Source organism: Shewanella sediminis HAW-EB3, assembly GCF_000018025.1.
Lineage (GTDB): Bacteria > Pseudomonadota > Gammaproteobacteria > Enterobacterales > Shewanellaceae > Shewanella > Shewanella sediminis.
Genome location: NC_009831.1, coordinates 3,265,909 through 3,281,971 on the forward strand (window position 1 = coordinate 3,265,909; position 16,063 = coordinate 3,281,971).

Consider the following 16,063-nt stretch of genomic DNA (forward strand, 5'->3'; position numbering starts at 1 on the left):
CCCTATATAAGTAACAAGGATAGTAAAATCCGATGTCCCAGGGAAAAGCGCTACCAAATCTCCTAATAAGCTTCACCTGAACATTCATTGCGTCCTGCCCGGCAGGCATGTATCTCCCCCTTTGATTCAGATTAGGTTCTTTATGGTTTTTGTTGAATTATTCGTTGTCCTCGCGTTTATCTATCTTGGAGCCAGAATTGGCGGAATAGGTATTGGTCTGGCTGGCGGCGCCGGCGTGCTGGTTCTGTCACTATTTCTCGGCGTCGATACCGGCCACATTCCGGTCGATGTGATTCTTATCATCATGTCGGTGATTGCAGCCATTGCTGCAATGCAGGTGGCTGGAGGCCTGGAATGGCTGGTCGATCTATCAGAGACCTTCCTGCGCAAGAACCCTAAACATATCACCTTCTATGCCCCTGTCGTGACCTACTTTATGACGCTGCTGGCGGGTACCGGCCATACGGCATTTTCAACACTGCCGGTCATCGCCGAAGTGGCAAAAGAACAAGGCATCAGGCCATCGAGACCCCTTGGGATCTCAGTCGTTGCCTCGCAAATCGCCATTACCGCCTCCCCGATATCGGCTGCAGTGGTATTCTTTTCCGGGATTTTAGAACCCATCGGAGTGAGTTACCTGACGCTGCTGGCTGTCTGCATCCCCACCACCTTCATCGCCTGTATGGTCGGGGCTTTCGTCTCTAATTTCTTAGGCTGTGAATTGAAAGATGACCCGGTATATCAGGCGCGCCTGGAGAAGGGATTAATTAAACTGCAGGGCAAAACTCAAAGGGATATTCTCCCCACGGCCAAACCCGCAACCTATATTTTTATCACGGCCATTATCGGCGTCATTGTTTACGCCACCTTAATCTCAGACACGGTAAACCTTATTCCAAACCCATCTCTGGGCCGTAATGAAGCCATCATGGTATTTATGCTTTCGGCTGCTACTGCGATTGTGGCATTCACCAAAATTGATGCCTCTGAGATTGCCAATGCCGCTACCTTCAAGTCCGGTATGAGTGCCTGCATCTGTGTGTTAGGTGTCGCCTGGTTGGGAGATACCTTCGTGTCCAGCCACATTAACGATATCAAAGCACTCTCTGCAGATGTGCTTAATCAGTACCCCTGGATGCTGGCGGTGACCCTGTTTTTTGCCTCTATGCTGCTCTACTCCCAAGGCGCGACCACTACCGCATTGATGCCGGCAGCCTTAGCCATTGGCGTCGCCCCCATCACGGCTATCGCCTCATTTGCCGCCGTAAGCGCCCTATTTGTATTGCCAACCTACCCTACACTGTTAGCCGCAGTGCAGATGGATGATACCGGTTCGACACGCATCGGAAATATGGTATTTAACCATCCATTCCTGATCCCAGGACTCGTCACTATATCGACCTCAGTGGCATTAGGGTTTGCGTTTGGTGGAATAATGCTTTAATCGGAGAGTTACACTAAAGCTAAAGTCATTCTTGAATATAAATGAGCTTAGCAATCAGCCCCTGTCTGCCAAGCGACAGGGGCCTTGTCCCATTACTTATATTTCAATAACTATTGTTTCACTGATTATTTATGTTTCGCTAAATACTTATGTCTCACCATAGGTTTTCATCAGAAAGTAGCGCGCAGGGCTTCCCGGGAACTCAGGTACTGAGCCGATAATCTCAAACCCAAGTTTTTGATAAAACACCGGTGCCTGGATTGACAAGGTATCCACCTGGGAAACTAAGCAGCCTCGCCCTATTGCCTCGTCTTCGGCTAACTCCATCAGCTGACGCCCCAGTCCTGTGCCTCTGTATTTTTTATCGACCCAAACCACCCCAATTAAGAAGTTTCTGTAAATGGTCCGCCCGGAAACTCCTCCGATTAATTCTCCATTATCATCCCGACTGATGACCGACAGCGGGAGCGTTAATTCATCCCCCAACTGTTCATGGACATGCACCCGCACGCCGTCAACCAGTTCATTCACCAGTACGGGATCTTCTTCATTGATCACTTGAAACTTCACTTAACGCTCCTCGGCTATCACGCTGCAATTGGCCAGGCCAATTGCACTTAGCCCAATGGTACTTAGCACTTAACACTCAGCACTTAGCACTTAGCACTTAGCACTTAGACTTAGTTAGGCCAAAAATCGGCCAGAGACTCAAAACCTTCGGGAGGCGTTGCCGATGCACGCCAATAAGTGCGGCCATCATCGGTGCGTTTAAGCAGTTTATGGTTGCAAAGCTCTCGGCGGATCAGAGCAAAATCCTCAAAGTCGAGGAAGTTCTTTAAGATCTCATTAACTTGCCGTTCGCTGTAGCTTTGTTGGTACTGAAACCGACACCAGAAAAACCACAAACTTTGTTGCTGGATAGCATACTTCGAAGGCCAGGTATGCATGATGTAGTCCCCACTCATAAAGGGCATCAGCCGTTTAGGAATAGGGACAGATAGACTGGATTGCGAAGGTAATTGTTCAGCGTGCTGCTGACGCAATTGCTGGAAGTTTTGTAAACCCGTCGCTTTGGCCAGGATATTTAGCATCTCTACATGGCTAGGAAACGACTCATGTTGTTGCAACTGTTTACGTAACGATTTAGCCAACGAAGAGATATCGTCACAGCTAAAAGGGGTCAGATTTTTTGACATAGGATTTACCCGTTTTCTGGGTGCCTAATAATCGAATGCAGCAGCATTCAAGGGTCAGTGATCGCCATTCCAAACAAGGCACACAAATCTTCAGGTAGCCTGAAATATTAATTTGATATCCATAGTGCTATCAGCAGGTTTAGCGCTGCGCTCAATAAAAAGTGCAGTGGCGATGCCTGGGTGAACTGCCGACCCGGGGATTATCTTAACGGTGTTAGGATAAATTGCAATACTCAAGATTAGGCACTTGTCCGATAACAAGTTTCAAATATCTTTTGGGGTTGGGTTCATTGGGCAGGCTTGGTACATAGTTTGTTTGCCAGATACCCTAGCGTCATCGGTGTTTATTGCTTGCAGCAAACAACCGCACTACATACAAAGCGATGCTAAAACCCAGATGCTGAAACAATGATCCTGAAACTCAGCTCTTGAAACCCTGGCCCTGAAACAATGATGAAGTGGGCAGTATCAACTAATATTGATTTATGGAGAACAATCAATTCAAGCAAGCATGCCTTGAAAAAATCATTGCGGACCACCAAAGTGGCTCTGCTAAAATTGCCTTCGTGGCGCTTCAGTCCCTTGCAGACTATTGTCAGCGAAGTGTGATGACAGAGCCAGCGACCTATCTGAAAGACTTGAACTCCTTTGCCCTTGAGCTGCAACAAACGCGTCCCAGCATGGCTATGCTGACCAATATCATCGATGCCTGGCGACAGGAAGTAAATAAGAATGAGAACAAAAACCCGCAATCAAATCTAATGACCTTAAAGCAAGTCGCACTGGTCAAAGTAAACGGTTTAATGATGCAATCCAGCCAAGCCAATGATCGCATAGTGCAACATGTTTGCGATCTGATTGCAGACAAGAGTGTCGTTCTCACTCATAGTATCAGCTCTACGATTATCAACTGCTTTACTAAGCTGGCAAAGAAAAAGATAAGCGCGATTATCACTGAATCCAGACCGGGTAATGAAGGCCTTTTAGTCGCCGAAATGCTATCGAAATCAGGCATAGAAACGCAATACATCACTGACGCACAATTGGGTTTGTTCATGCCAAAAGCAGATGTTGTTCTACTGGGTGCCGATTCGATTTTGGCGGACGGTTCAGTCGTTAATAAAGCGGGAACTTATCTTACCGCCCTGGCGGCCCATGATGTCGGTATCCCGCTTTATATCTGTGCAGAAAACTTTAAGCAAAGCAGGAAAACCTGCGAAACCATTCATTTGGAAGAGATGGATACCACCGAAATAAATTTACCTGTTCTGCCCCATATCGAACCGAGAAATATCTATTTTGATGTCACCCCGGCCAGACTGATCAGCGGATGGATAAATGAACATGGTGTACAAACGCTTACGATTTTGGAGATAGGGTTAACAAAACCTACTACGGATAAAGATTATTCAAGAGCAACTTGACGAATAAAAACAAGCAGAAATCAGTACCTAAACTACTCCATAGCCCTAAGAATTCTTAAAGAGATAAAGCTATAAAAGTATAGGTAATTCATCTTTTAAAAAATCGATAAATGTCGATACTTTGGCTGAAGGACTGGTTCCGCGATAGCACACAGCGCTGATATCTCGTTTATCATGTACAGTTTGCTCCTTCAATACCTCGATCAATTTTCCATTATTCCGGTCTGATTTGGTCATAAAGTCAGAGATACAGGCAATGCCAGCACCAGAGAGAGTCAACTTCCTCAATACTTCACCGCTGGACGCTACAACTCGAGGGCAAATTTTTAACTTTTTTCCTTTACCATCTTCAATTGGCCATGTATTTAATATGGATGGGCCTTCGAGGCCTAGCAAGATATGATTTTTAAGATCTTCAATTGAACTTGGGAAGCCATACCTACGCAGGTACTCCGAACTGGCTAATAAACGCCGTTTGCTTGAGCCAATATGAGTAACGTGGTAACTCGACTCAGTTATGGGAGCGACTCGTAACGCGATATCAGCTTTGCTTTCAATAATATCAATTATCTCTTCACTGTTTTGCAATTCAATGTTCACGTCTGGATAAAGTTGCAAATACTTCTTTATAATCGGGCAAACCAGATGAACTAAGACTGGAGAAGCGCCATTAACTCGCAAGGTCCCAGATGGCGTTGAGTCGTTAGTTCTGAATTCATGTTCAATATTGTTAACTGATGCAGTTATCTCCTTGGCATGGGCAAGTAATTTTAGTCCGTCATTAGTAAATTCTATCTTTCTCGTATTACGCATGATTAACGAGGTGTCTAGCTTAAGTTCAAGTCTGGACAAGCTGCGACTGATGGTTGAAGGCATTACACCCAAATCAACTGATGCCGAGGTTATTGAGCCAGACTCATACACTGCCATTAAGATCCTAAGCTCATCTAATGTAACGTTTTCATTTATCATGTTATGCCTTTGCAGTGTATTTTATCTATCACATAATTAATTAGGCCAATCGAGTTGACTGGCCCATTTTGTTGAGAAAGTAACCCAGTTTATTTAGAAGTAGTAACCCAGGTTAATGTTTATTTTCTTGTCCCAATCTCCGAATTCATCTTGTAAGCCTACATGGTTGCTACGTGAAGACCAAAGCATGTTCTTGCCCACAATAAAATCAAACCAAGCAAGGAGCGGTCCGTTTGCAACACTCATACCGGTGACGTTTTGGTAGCTATCATCAAAATCATCATGCTCAGGCATCAATACGTTAAAGTCGTTGTAGAACTTAACTGTGCCCCAACTTAGCTCTGCCGTTTTGGATACGTTAGCCGTAATGGCGGAGGCTTCTGAAGCTATCTCATAAGCCGCACCAACCACACTCAATGCCACCGCGTTTTGTTCTGGAGCTGTATCGAATTCGTATTTTAGGTACTGAGCCTGTACGTTCCAACCATTTAATGTACCATCATAATGGACTGCATATGCATAACGATTGTCGTTATTACCTGTAGCATTGTCATACATTTGGCCATACTCAACTGATGCGCCAATAGTAGATTTAATACCAAGGGTGTCGACAAAGAATGATTGACGAAGGTTAATCTGATTGGATTCCTCTGCCGTATATTCGGTGCCATTGACAGTACCTGTATAGAGATCCGCTGCGAATCGATTGGTCATTGATGCAGGGTTTTCTGCACCTTTGAAGAAAGCCACATCGGTTCGAGAGTTTTCACCATCAAATTGAACTGAAAAACCTGTGTCATAGTCATCCTCAAAGCCGACGTAGTACTGCAAACTTAGCCAGAAGCTATTAGAGATGAAGCCTATGTTTCCAAACGGTACCTTAGTAACACCAGCTCTTATCATCGTGTTGTCATTGGGAGTATAGTAAGCATATCCATGTTTAATCGCATCAAAATCAGCTCTCAAACGATATTCCATCGATACACCAAAGTCATCCATTTCGCCGTTAAACGAAAATGCAGCAACCTCAAATTTTAGATCACCTAGCTTGTCTTTAGATGCCTCGTCATAATCCACATAGGAGTAATTCACGCGGACCATACCGCCCATATCATAATTACTCTCAGCTACCGCGGGGGCACTTAACATCATTGCACTGCAAATCAGAGCAAATACACTTGTATTGTTCATTTTTAAAATTCCATGAAATTATGTAGGTAGGCCTTACAAATTTAGTAATGTGTATGGCCTATTGGATATACCAACTAAATGATTGGGCAAGTCATTAATGTCCAGCAGGAATATAGGCGCGGGATACATTTAAAACACACTGAGATTTTTGCGTGCCGTAATTGGCGATACACCAGTTACACGACAAACATCTTGGCTTATGATTTGGATCTTGTTTCCAGTTATTAGCTAGATTTGGCTCTGACAACATGGTCCGACCGAAGCCAAATGCTTCAACATTTTTAACTTCAGCAAGAATTTCTTCCATTAGTTTTGGCGAACGGTTACCACCTGTCACCATCATTGGAACATCCACATGCTCACTGATATATTTGGCATCATTGGCGAAGTAGGATTGATCTTTTTCGTCTTGGATTTCCGGATGGAACTCCCCCATTCCACGTACTTTATTACCACCACTAATATCTAATGCCGTGATACCCCGCTTAACTAAACCTTTAATGACATAAAGGTTTTCATCTTGGGTGTTACCGCCAGCTTGGCTACCCAGATAGTCTCGGCCATGTACCTTTGCAATGATTGGGTAGTCAGGGCCGACAGCTCCACGTACGGCCTCTAAAATTTCAAACGCAAAGCGGGCACGATTTTCTATTGGGCCACCATATTCGTCAGTACGGTCATTGTAATAAGGGAATAAGAATTGACTCACCAGATAATTGTGGGCGAAGTGCAACTCAATGGCATCGAATCCTGCTTTCTTAGCTCTGATGGCTGCATCGATAAATGCCTGAAGCGAATATTCAATGTCTTGCTTGGTCATGACTTTGTTTGGCACAGTGCCATAGATTGGATGAGGTACTTTCGATGCACCGTATACATCGCGGTGATCGATTCGATAATCACTCTGCGGACCAACCATAGCCAACTGAACTGCGATTTTTGAGCCGTGTTCGTGGGCATTTTCAACAACTTTTTTGTACAGTTCTATCTGAGAGTCGTCGTATAACCCTGTTCCGGCTTGACCATACTGATCTTCTTTTAAGATATAAGTCAGACCAGTGATAATAAGACCGACTCCACCTTCTGCCAGCTCGCGATGAACCCGCATTAAATCTTCAGTGGGATCACCATCAACCGTGGCGCGATATTGTGATGTTGCTGAACGGATGAGTCTGTTCTTCAGGGTTAAGGTGCCCAGTTTTGTCTCTTCAAAGAGCTTGCGCTTCGATGAATCGGCGTTACTGTTGGCGAATGATACTCCGACAGGAGCGCCTGCAACGGCCATTCCCATAAACTTGATTAACGTACGGCGGTCAATACTCATAATTACCTCAATTCTAATTACTATTTATGGCAGCTGGAATTAGTGCATCCAGTTAAGCTTGGCTTGTCTTTACTTCGGGTCTTTTGTTCATTCACGTGGCAAGAAAGGCAACGAGTACCAAGATCACCCGGCAGAGCTTTACGACCATGAATGGCTTTGAAGTAAGAGCTATCAATAGACTTGTCTTTCTTCGCGGTAGAGTGACAGCTTGCACACTTGTACGAGGTGAAGCTCATTCCGCGTTCTTCATTTTTATGATGGCATTGAGTACATTCCACTTGTGTGTGACGTAAGTGATCAAACTCAACAGGCTTGGATGTTTCGTGCATAGGTAGAACAGCTTGTGGCACTTCTTGCTTAAATGTATCCGACCAGGCTGGCATAGAGATGGCTGCAATAATTACAGACGCAATGGCTAATTTGGCTTTCATAAGGCTTCCCAATATTTGATTTTCACAAGTGCTGCCAAATTGTTACGGGCAGCACCTGATTGTCACAAATATTTCACCACGGCTCTGTTTTTGGCTCAAGGCAAGTGGCGCAAAGCACTTTTGCAGCAATTAAGTTGAGGCTTTTTTTCTATTTTTATTTATATAAACTGCATAATGACCATATGAATAATCTAATTAAAGATTGGCTAAACATGCACTTTTGTTCGCAAAATTTTAGTGCGATTCAACACAATGTATACCTTCAAATTGAGGTGTATCACAATTGTTGATTTTTTTGCGTTTTAACTAGGCATGACTGCTTATTGAAGACTGGGAAAACAAATTATTTTTGTAATTTTTTAAACAGTAGTAAATGAAAAACCCAACATAGACACTTTTATCCCTCTCCAGTAACGAAATATACTTATTGACTGAAATGTCGGTTTAAGGTCTAACCGCATTTCTAGCCTATCTTCACTTAGAAGCCTTTATATTACGCCCTAGGTAATAACAAAATATTATTACATTGATAACCATTGATAATTTAACGTTCTTGTTAGTTCACTGTACATTCTCTACATCGAAAATAACTCATCATCAAAACGGACGACTCATACTGTTTACTTCCAGATTTGGTAATACGTTTCAAAGGGCGATATATGAAATTTTTACACACCATGTTAAGAGTTACCGACCTAGGTAGATCAATCGAATTTTATACTCATGTATTGGGTATGAAAGTACTTGAAAGAACTGAGAACAATGATTACCGCTATACCTTAGTATTTGTTGGTTATGAGGATCAAGCCGGTGGCACCACAATTGAGCTGACCTACAACTGGGATACCAATCAGTATGATCATGGTAATGCTTTTGGCCACCTAGCATTGGGTGTAGAAAATATATATACCGCTTGTGACAACATCAGAGCCCTAGGTGGTAACGTGACTCGTGAGCCGGGACCGGTAAAAGGTGGCGAAACACATATTGCCTTTATTACCGACCCGGATGGTTACCAAATTGAACTGATCCAAGTTCGCTAATTCAGAGGAATGACAAGATGGAAAATGCACTATTTCAACCGATTCAACTTGGTAACCTCTCGCTAAAAAATCGCATCGTCATGCCTCCAATGACTCGCTCTCGCGCCGGACAACCGGGTAATGATGCCAATCAGATGATGGCAGTTTATTATGCTCAAAGGGCATCAGCAGGCCTGATTGTAGCCGAAGGCACGCAAATTTCAGCAATGGGTCAGGGTTATGCGTGGACTCCTGGTATCTATACGCCAGAACAGATAGCCGGATGGAAGCAGGTAACCGATGCGGTTCACGCCAAAGAGGGAGTTATCTTTGCCCAACTTTGGCATGTAGGCCGCGTAACTCACCCTGATAATATTGGTGGTGAGCAGCCTATCTCCTCTTCTGCGCTAAAGGCAGATGGGGTAAAGGTGTTTATCGACAACGGCACCGAAGAACCCGGTTTTGTCGATGTGGTTGAGCCACGAGAGATGACCAAGACAGACATTAAGCAGGTGATTGGTGAGTATCGCCAAGCTGCACTAAATGCAATTGAAGCCGGTTTTGATGGTATTGAATTGCACGCGGCTAATGGCTACTTGATTAATCAATTTATCGATTCAGAAGCAAACATGCGTACCGATGAATATGGCGGTTCTATCGAAAACAGGCTTCGCTTTCTAGGTGAAGTGGTTGAAGCAATGACAGATGCCATTGGCGCCGATCGTGTGGGCGTTCGTCTTGCACCATTCACATCACTCAACGGTACAGTGGATGCCACACCGGTAGAAACCTATATTGCCGCGACAGCGCTGCTTAATACTCTCAATGTCGTTTACATTCATATTGCTGAAGTTGATTGGGATGATGCGCCAGAAACACCGAAGGTATTTAAAACTTCGGTTCGTGAAGCGTACCAAGGTGTGCTTATTTATGCGGGTCGTTACAACGAAGAGAAAGGTGTTAAGGCAATCGAAGATGGCGTAGCGGATATGATTGGCTTTGGCCGCCCATTTATCGCCAATCCTGATCTGCCAAACCGAATCAAGAACGGCTACCCATTAGCTTTGCACACCCCAGAAACCCTGTTTGGTGGTGCAGAGCAAGGACTGACCGACTACCTGAAATACAATCCTTACTAAAGAGCTTATAAGTATTTCCTGGTAACTAGATTACTCAACAATATTACTCGGCTATAACACTGAAGCCTGCAAGCGAACTCCTACGGTTATACGCTATAGATTATTGCTATAGATAATTGCGATAGCTCATTGCGATAGCTCATTGCGATAGTTAATCACTACCGTAGGGGGGAGTGCGCTTTAGCGTACAATAATCAAGAAGAAAAACCATAATGAAAATACAAACGCTGCGCGGAGAAATCTATCTACTGCTGGCGACCTTGCTCGCTGGCGTTGGCTGGATAGCCTCCAAAGAGATCATATCAGAAGTACCGGGAGAGGTATTTATCACTGCTCGCTTCTTGCTTGCCAGCCTCATTCTACTGCCATTTTGTTATCGGCGTATTCTTGCACTCACTCTCAAGCAAGTTGTTTCTGTTTGCGCCGTCGGCGTAATTTTAGCCGCCTCGGTTCAGGTATGGGTTCATGCGATCTCTATCTCCAGCACCTTGGCTGAAGGGGCTTTTATCATGAGTTTGGCGATGATTATTGCGCCATTGGTTTCATGGCTACTATTTCAAATCCCCCCAAATCGTGCCTTCTGGATTTCACTCCCGATTGCCATTACCGGAATGACACTATTAACCTTGACTAATGGTTGGCATGTAGAGCCAAACCAATGGTACTTCCTGTTAGCGTCGGCGCTGCTGTCACTGCATTTTGTGTTTAATAAAAAAGTGGTATCCACCATTACCCCCTTAGCATCGATCTGTTTGCAACTGTTTATGGTTGGCATTGGCGGCGCGGTTTCGCTCACCTCAATGTCACCAGAAGCGTTTGAACTCAATCGTCATATTTTGTTTTGGTTTGCAATATCAACTGTTGTCGCAACTGCGCTGCGTTACCTAATGCAAACCGTTGGGCAGTTTTCAGTAAAAATAGAAACTGCATCTTTGATTATGATCTTAGAACCCATCTGGACACTGGTATTAAGTATCAGCCTGCTTGGAGAGCAGGTAGAGATACAAAAATTGATGGGCGGCGGGATTATTTTTTTATCCTTATTTGTCTATATCAAGTTATCAAAATCATTAATTACCCCTGAAGCTGGTAAAGCACAAATAAATACATCATAAACAGTGCGAGCAGTAAATAGACTAAGGGTGGAAAGCGGACCAACAAGCAACCCATCTAAAGGTTTTCTCGAAAGATTGCCCAGAGTAATGCTCCCCCCATAAAACCACCCTCCTCACCGTGCGACTCACGCAGTGATAAAAGGGCGTATCTAGTGCTCAACCTTTTTTGGCCACGGTGTAGTAGCTAACTAAAACTTTATAGCCAACCATGCTCATTTCTGTCGGATAGGCGGCACCTGTTACCAAGTGCCGCCCTCCTAAGAACCGGACGTGCAACTTTCACTGCATACGGCTCAAGCCTCCACTAAGGCGTGTTCTGTTACCCAGCACCCTACATCGCAGCTAAAACAGGTTCGAACCAAGAGTTTCTGCCTTGCTTAGCCCATTTCCGCTTACTTAAGTAAGCTTCGTATTCTGGGTCGTAAGGTATGGCTGCGCTTCTGATTTTTACATGTCTTTTTATGAGCGTTTGAGCTATTTGGACAAGGTTAAATCGACAATCCATGTTCGCTATTTTATGCCAACCATGAAATTGCCATTGTCCCTTACCGTCCAAATAATATTTACGCCTCACCCAGTCTTTACTTTTAGTTGGATGACGCCTAACTGCCCAACGCCATAACAACCAGAAAAGTTGATGGCCTACATAACCGAAAACTTGCTTAGCAACACTGTGGCGATAATAGTTCGCCCATCCTCTCAGTTTCGGATTCAATATTTTGATTAAATCGTTAACGGGGATTGTTGGATGTTTTCTGATGAATTCACGTAGATTACTCAAAAATGATAGAACGTTGTTCTTGCTCGGTTTAATGAGCAGTTTGCCTTTGTACTTTCTAAGATTGAATCCCAGAAAGTCAAAACCATCATCGATATGAGTTATGTGCGTTTTCTCATCAGAGAGTGTTAAGCCTCTTTCCTGTAGAAAACCAATTAGCTGCGGCTTGATTTCATTAACGAGCACTTCCTTCGAAGAACCTGTGATAACAAAATCGTCTGCATATCCGATAAAGTTGACTCTATTCCCTGTTTTACAAGCAATAGACTTAACCAACTGCTCTAACCCAGCCAGCGTCAGCAACATCAGCGTTGGGGAGATTATCCCACCTTGCGGTGTTCCTTCTGCTGTTTTGTAGAACAATCCTTTATCAACATAACCACATCCAAGCCATTGTTTCAGCATTCGCTTATCTAATTGAATGTTGTCGATGAGCCATTGATGACCTATCTTATCGAAACAAGCTTTGATGTCACCCTCAAGAACCCATTGGCTAGAGCACTTCATGCATAAACATTTGAAGCACTGTGCAATTGCATCTGCTGCGCTTCGGTTAGGTCGAAAGCCATAGCTATTGAGGTCGGCCACCGTTTCCGAAATAGGCTCCAAGGCGAGAAGATGAAGCGCTTGCTGCGCTCTATCTATCATGCAGGGAATGCCTAAAGGTCTGAGTTTGCCGTTTTTCTTGGGGATGTAGATACGCCTGAGCGGTTTGGCATGATAGCCCTTTCTACTCAGTTGATTGACCGCACCTATACAACGAGCATCACTGTTCCAAATGATCCCGTCGATTCCAGGTGTTTTGCTGCCTTTGTTTTGAGAAACTCTTTTAACAGCAAGCAATTTAGCTGATTTAGAGTGAGTTAATATCCACTGCAATGCTTTCGCCTTGCCGTGTTTACCTTCTCGGGTTGCTTTTGCAATGCGCATTTGAAGCTTTAATACGTGTTGCTTAACCGCTTTCCAGTTAATGGATTGCCATTGAGCGCTGTCAGGAGGTGCACTAACTTCGATTGAAGTCATCATTTGCGTTTCTCCTTGAATAAAGTTCTTCAAATCATCTTGCAACGGGAGACCAGCTAGAAGTCAGCTCGCTTTCGCGCCAGATAACAACCTGTATCCGCATCATTACAATGCGGCCTTCGCTTTTTCTAGCCTCCTTTACCTGCATTACTATCGGCAGCCTTCGCAGACCGCTTTCCCAAAGGGAGCAATACAGGCTTACCCTGTTCCGTATGTCGCGCAACGTCAGGTTAGATGCCCACTATAGTGCGGAGAGTTATTTGATCACGAAAGAATACTGTCCAATTTCTTTCCAACTCTCGTTGCCTTTTGGCCACAGCGTATAAACCACTTCCGCTGTTTCGCATATAACGCACCTTACATGGATTCACTTACGTTCATCATACTGACACCCTAGCACTTACCCGATTGTGGTTATCAGGAGGAACATCCTCTCACGATTCTGTTCCCGTCCAATGGACTTCGTTACATTGTCAGACTCGCTGCTTTATTCAGAGTCTTAGGGTCATCTGGTGATACAGATGGTTCACTCTTATCGCGGTGAACAGCGCTTCATACGACTTCAGGTCGCACGGACACTTTCGCGTTAGCAAGAATGAACTGATTGAATGCTGAAAAGTAAGCATGAAAAAGGGCTGGCACTTGGCCAACCCTTTATCAGTATCTTTTAAACCTATTACTCATATTCAGAAGAGTATGTTTCTTCATAAGTATGTGAGTAAAGCTCAAATAGGTTGCCGAACGGGTCTTCTAGATAAACCATTTTTGCTTGCTTGTTATCATCTTCTGGGTGGTAACGCATAATATCCATGCGTACTTTTCCGCCAAATTTTTCAGTACGTGCGATAACACCATGGAAGTCATCAGTTTGAAGACAAAAATGGAAGATACCGATTCGAGAGAAATCAACTTCGTGACGCTCTTGGCGCTCTTTCATTTCAAACAGTTCAACACCAATACCATCAGTAGTTACCAGGTGTGCAATGTTAAAACCTTTAAAACCTTCGCCAAAAACTGCAACACACATTCTACCTATTGCGGTTTCGCGTTCTTCTTCAACTTTGGTATTGCCCATCACTACTTTAAGGCCAAGAGCATTAGTATAAAACTCAACAGCTTTATCCATATTGCCTACCATTATGCCCACATGATTCATTTTCATATCTTACCCCAAATTCAGGTGACTAATTTGTAACTCGTTTCGATATGGTAATGATATGGTGCTTTTTAAATAAATTGAAATTATGATTAATTATCGATGTGATAACTTAAAATTATATCAGTGAGATAGATACAGACATCATCAGTTCTTGTAGTTTGTATATTGATTAGCTTGGGGATAGCAAAACAGATGAACAGGATGAGTATGAGAGATTGGCCAGAGTAATTATCTATTCCACATAAAAACACCCTTCTCACAGTGCGACTCATGCAGTGATAAAAGGGCGTATCTTCCAAACCTGCTTGGAAATAATGAGTGTATAGAACAAGGTCCGGACAAATTACATATATGGACACCTCACTTAATTCAAGCGTTCCTCTCCAAGGCAGTCTGATTGAATGCTAAAACACAACGCTACCATCGTCTTAGATGAGATTAAACAATAAAGCACGAGCCTAAGAGCTATGCTATTTATTCTTCCTATGCTCTCTTAGCGCCCTTCTTTTATCTTTTTTTAGCTACACTATATGTTAATAAAATAAATCTTAAAGGTGTCTTTGTTGCCTTAGATTGAATGAGTGAGAGGGATGAGTATGGACGGATTTATCAAATCCTTGCCCAAGGTCGAACTGCATATTCACATTGAAGGAACACTAGAGCCGGAACTGATGTTTGAACTGGCACTGCGTAACAAAATAAAATTACGCTATCAGAATGTGGAGCATGTACGCCAGGCGTATGAGTTTGACGATCTACAGTCATTTCTTGACCTCTATTATCAAGGTGCTCAGGTACTGCAAACCGAGAAAGACTTTTATGATTTGACGTGGGCGTATTTGCAACGTTGTAAAATGGATTGCGTTGTTCATACTGAGATATTTTTTGACCCGCAGACACATACCGCACGTGGGATCTCATTTGATACCATCATTAATGGTATTACCCGAGCGCTGCAACATGGCAAAGATCAATTACAGATCAGCAGCCACCTCATCATGTGTTTTTTGCGTCACCTGAGTGAACAGGATGCCATTGAAACCCTACTGCAGTCAGTCCCCTACAAAGATCAAATCATTGGGGTAGGGCTGGATTCATCCGAGCAGGGGCACCCGCCGGCTAAATTTAGTCGTGTGTTTGAACAAGCAAGAGAGCTGGGCTATCTCACCGTTGCCCATGCCGGTGAAGAGGGACCTGCCAGTAATATATGGGATGGCATTAAAATGCTCCATATCGCGCGTATTGACCATGGCGTGCGCTGTGTTGAGGATGAGTCATTGGTTAAGCATCTGGCGAAAAACCGTATCCCATTGACTGTGTGCCCGCTATCGAATGTGAAGCTCAAAGTATTTCAAAATATGGCCGAACATAATGTGGTAAAATTACTGCGCGAAGGTTTGTGTGTCACCATTAATTCTGATGATCCAGCCTATTTCGGCGGGTATATGACGGATAATTATCTTGCCGTAGCCCATGCGCTCGACGCTTCAAAGTTGGAAATGGCGCAGTTCAGCCAAAATGCCATTGAAGCCAGTTTTCTTGATGCCAGACAAAAGGCGGGTTTAAAGCAAGTGTTACTGCAATATGTAGATCAACAGCTCAGACCAATATTGTGAAATCAGCAAAAGTCACTCTACAGTGGGCTGTACTCTACTGCCAAGTCCCCCATCAAAAGGTATTCTCGAAAGATTGTTCTGAGTAATTATCTATTCCACATAAAAACGCCCTTCTCACCGTGCGGCTAACGCAGTAATAAAAGGGCGTATAAGAAAGCGCCCAACCTCTCGCTCAAAACGATAATTCGACCTTAGCCTTGCCTCCTGATGCAGCCAAAGTCGATTCTTT

14 protein-coding genes are annotated in these 16,063 nt (G+C 43.8%); 6 read left to right on the forward strand and 8 right to left on the reverse strand.

Annotation, left to right across the window (positions count from 1 at the left end; translation table 11 throughout):
• Positions 1 to 142: 142 nt before the first annotated feature.
• The gene (locus tag SSED_RS14155) at positions 143 to 1,444 is read left to right on the forward strand and encodes an anaerobic C4-dicarboxylate transporter (RefSeq protein ID WP_012143039.1); all 1,302 of its coding nucleotides are present in this window, start codon (positions 143 to 145) and stop codon (positions 1,442 to 1,444) included.
• A 147-nt stretch (positions 1,445 to 1,591) separates the two neighbouring features.
• Here SSED_RS14155 and SSED_RS14160 read toward each other — a convergent pair whose 3' ends face one another.
• Both SSED_RS14160 and SSED_RS14165 read right to left on the reverse strand, forming a co-directional pair.
• Positions 1,592 to 2,014, reverse strand: coding sequence for a GNAT family N-acetyltransferase (locus SSED_RS14160; RefSeq protein WP_012143040.1), 423 nt, complete (start codon positions 2,012 to 2,014; stop codon positions 1,592 to 1,594).
• A gap of 110 nt (positions 2,015 to 2,124) precedes the next feature.
• Entirely contained in the window at positions 2,125 to 2,640 is a 516-nt protein-coding gene (locus tag SSED_RS14165) for a DUF2087 domain-containing protein (protein WP_012143041.1), read from the reverse strand.
• A gap of 485 nt (positions 2,641 to 3,125) precedes the next feature.
• Between SSED_RS14165 and SSED_RS23675 the strand changes: the two genes are divergently transcribed.
• Complete coding sequence (locus SSED_RS23675; RefSeq protein WP_012143042.1) at positions 3,126 to 4,064, forward strand: eIF2B alpha/beta/delta subunit family protein; 939 nt, start codon at positions 3,126 to 3,128, stop codon at positions 4,062 to 4,064.
• Between the two features lie 69 nt (positions 4,065 to 4,133).
• On the opposite strand, the gene SSED_RS14175 is transcribed toward SSED_RS23675, so the two are convergent.
• The 4 genes from SSED_RS14175 to SSED_RS14190 form a co-directional block, all read right to left on the reverse strand.
• Positions 4,134 to 5,036 (reverse strand): LysR family transcriptional regulator, encoded by a 903-nt coding sequence (locus tag SSED_RS14175; RefSeq protein ID WP_041421706.1) that lies wholly within the window; start codon positions 5,034 to 5,036, stop codon positions 4,134 to 4,136.
• A gap of 93 nt (positions 5,037 to 5,129) precedes the next feature.
• Positions 5,130 to 6,227, reverse strand: a complete 1,098-nt coding sequence (locus SSED_RS14180; RefSeq protein WP_012143044.1) for a putative porin — start codon at positions 6,225 to 6,227, stop codon at positions 5,130 to 5,132.
• 94 nt (positions 6,228 to 6,321) lie between these two features.
• Positions 6,322 to 7,551: an NADH:flavin oxidoreductase gene (locus SSED_RS14185; protein WP_012143045.1), complete on the reverse strand. Its 1,230-nt coding sequence runs from the start codon at positions 7,549 to 7,551 to the stop codon at positions 6,322 to 6,324.
• A gap of 20 nt (positions 7,552 to 7,571) precedes the next feature.
• Positions 7,572 to 7,982, reverse strand: a complete 411-nt coding sequence (locus SSED_RS14190; protein WP_012143046.1) for a cytochrome c3 family protein — start codon at positions 7,980 to 7,982, stop codon at positions 7,572 to 7,574.
• 659 nt (positions 7,983 to 8,641) lie between these two features.
• Between SSED_RS14190 and gloA the strand changes: the two genes are divergently transcribed.
• The 3 genes from gloA to SSED_RS14205 all read left to right on the forward strand — a co-directional run bounded on the left by gloA (position 8,642) and on the right by SSED_RS14205 (position 11,258).
• Complete coding sequence (gene gloA / locus SSED_RS14195; RefSeq protein WP_012143047.1) at positions 8,642 to 9,025, forward strand: lactoylglutathione lyase; 384 nt, start codon at positions 8,642 to 8,644, stop codon at positions 9,023 to 9,025.
• Between the two features lie 17 nt (positions 9,026 to 9,042).
• A complete protein-coding gene (locus tag SSED_RS14200) occupies positions 9,043 to 10,143 on the forward strand; it encodes an alkene reductase (RefSeq protein WP_012143048.1) in 1,101 nt (366 codons plus the stop codon).
• A gap of 212 nt (positions 10,144 to 10,355) precedes the next feature.
• On the forward strand, positions 10,356 to 11,258 hold the full coding sequence (locus SSED_RS14205; RefSeq protein WP_012143049.1) for a DMT family transporter: 903 nt from the start codon (positions 10,356 to 10,358) through the stop codon (positions 11,256 to 11,258).
• Between the two features lie 331 nt (positions 11,259 to 11,589).
• Here the strand turns inward: SSED_RS14205 and ltrA are convergent, their stop codons facing one another.
• Together ltrA and SSED_RS14215 are read right to left on the reverse strand one after the other, a co-directional pair.
• Positions 11,590 to 13,062 (reverse strand): group II intron reverse transcriptase/maturase, encoded by a 1,473-nt coding sequence (gene ltrA, locus SSED_RS14210; protein WP_012141785.1) that lies wholly within the window; start codon positions 13,060 to 13,062, stop codon positions 11,590 to 11,592.
• 673 nt (positions 13,063 to 13,735) lie between these two features.
• Positions 13,736 to 14,221: a VOC family protein gene (locus SSED_RS14215; protein WP_012143050.1), complete on the reverse strand. Its 486-nt coding sequence runs from the start codon at positions 14,219 to 14,221 to the stop codon at positions 13,736 to 13,738.
• Between the two features lie 593 nt (positions 14,222 to 14,814).
• On the opposite strand from SSED_RS14215, the gene SSED_RS14220 reads away from it, so the two are divergent.
• Complete coding sequence (locus SSED_RS14220; RefSeq protein ID WP_012143052.1) at positions 14,815 to 15,834, forward strand: adenosine deaminase; 1,020 nt, start codon at positions 14,815 to 14,817, stop codon at positions 15,832 to 15,834.
• Positions 15,835 to 16,063 lie beyond the last annotated feature (229 nt).

Coding starts and splice junctions, on each gene's coding strand:
- SSED_RS14155 (WP_012143039.1), top strand. CDS start 143: ATGGTTTTTGTTGAATTATTCGTTGTCCTCGCGTTTATCTATCTTGGA.
- SSED_RS14165 (WP_012143041.1), bottom strand. CDS start 2,640: ATGTCAAAAAATCTGACCCCTTTTAGCTGTGACGATATCTCTTCGTTG.
- SSED_RS23675 (WP_012143042.1), top strand. CDS start 3,126: ATGGAGAACAATCAATTCAAGCAAGCATGCCTTGAAAAAATCATTGCG.
- SSED_RS14175 (WP_041421706.1), bottom strand. CDS start 5,036: ATGATAAATGAAAACGTTACATTAGATGAGCTTAGGATCTTAATGGCA.
- SSED_RS14180 (WP_012143044.1), bottom strand. CDS start 6,227: ATGAACAATACAAGTGTATTTGCTCTGATTTGCAGTGCAATGATGTTA.
- SSED_RS14185 (WP_012143045.1), bottom strand. CDS start 7,551: ATGAGTATTGACCGCCGTACGTTAATCAAGTTTATGGGAATGGCCGTT.
- SSED_RS14190 (WP_012143046.1), bottom strand. CDS start 7,982: ATGAAAGCCAAATTAGCCATTGCGTCTGTAATTATTGCAGCCATCTCT.
- gloA (WP_012143047.1), top strand. CDS start 8,642: ATGAAATTTTTACACACCATGTTAAGAGTTACCGACCTAGGTAGATCA.
- SSED_RS14200 (WP_012143048.1), top strand. CDS start 9,043: ATGGAAAATGCACTATTTCAACCGATTCAACTTGGTAACCTCTCGCTA.
- SSED_RS14205 (WP_012143049.1), top strand. CDS start 10,356: ATGAAAATACAAACGCTGCGCGGAGAAATCTATCTACTGCTGGCGACC.
- ltrA (WP_012141785.1), bottom strand. CDS start 13,062: ATGATGACTTCAATCGAAGTTAGTGCACCTCCTGACAGCGCTCAATGG.
- SSED_RS14215 (WP_012143050.1), bottom strand. CDS start 14,221: ATGAAAATGAATCATGTGGGCATAATGGTAGGCAATATGGATAAAGCT.
- SSED_RS14220 (WP_012143052.1), top strand. CDS start 14,815: ATGGACGGATTTATCAAATCCTTGCCCAAGGTCGAACTGCATATTCAC.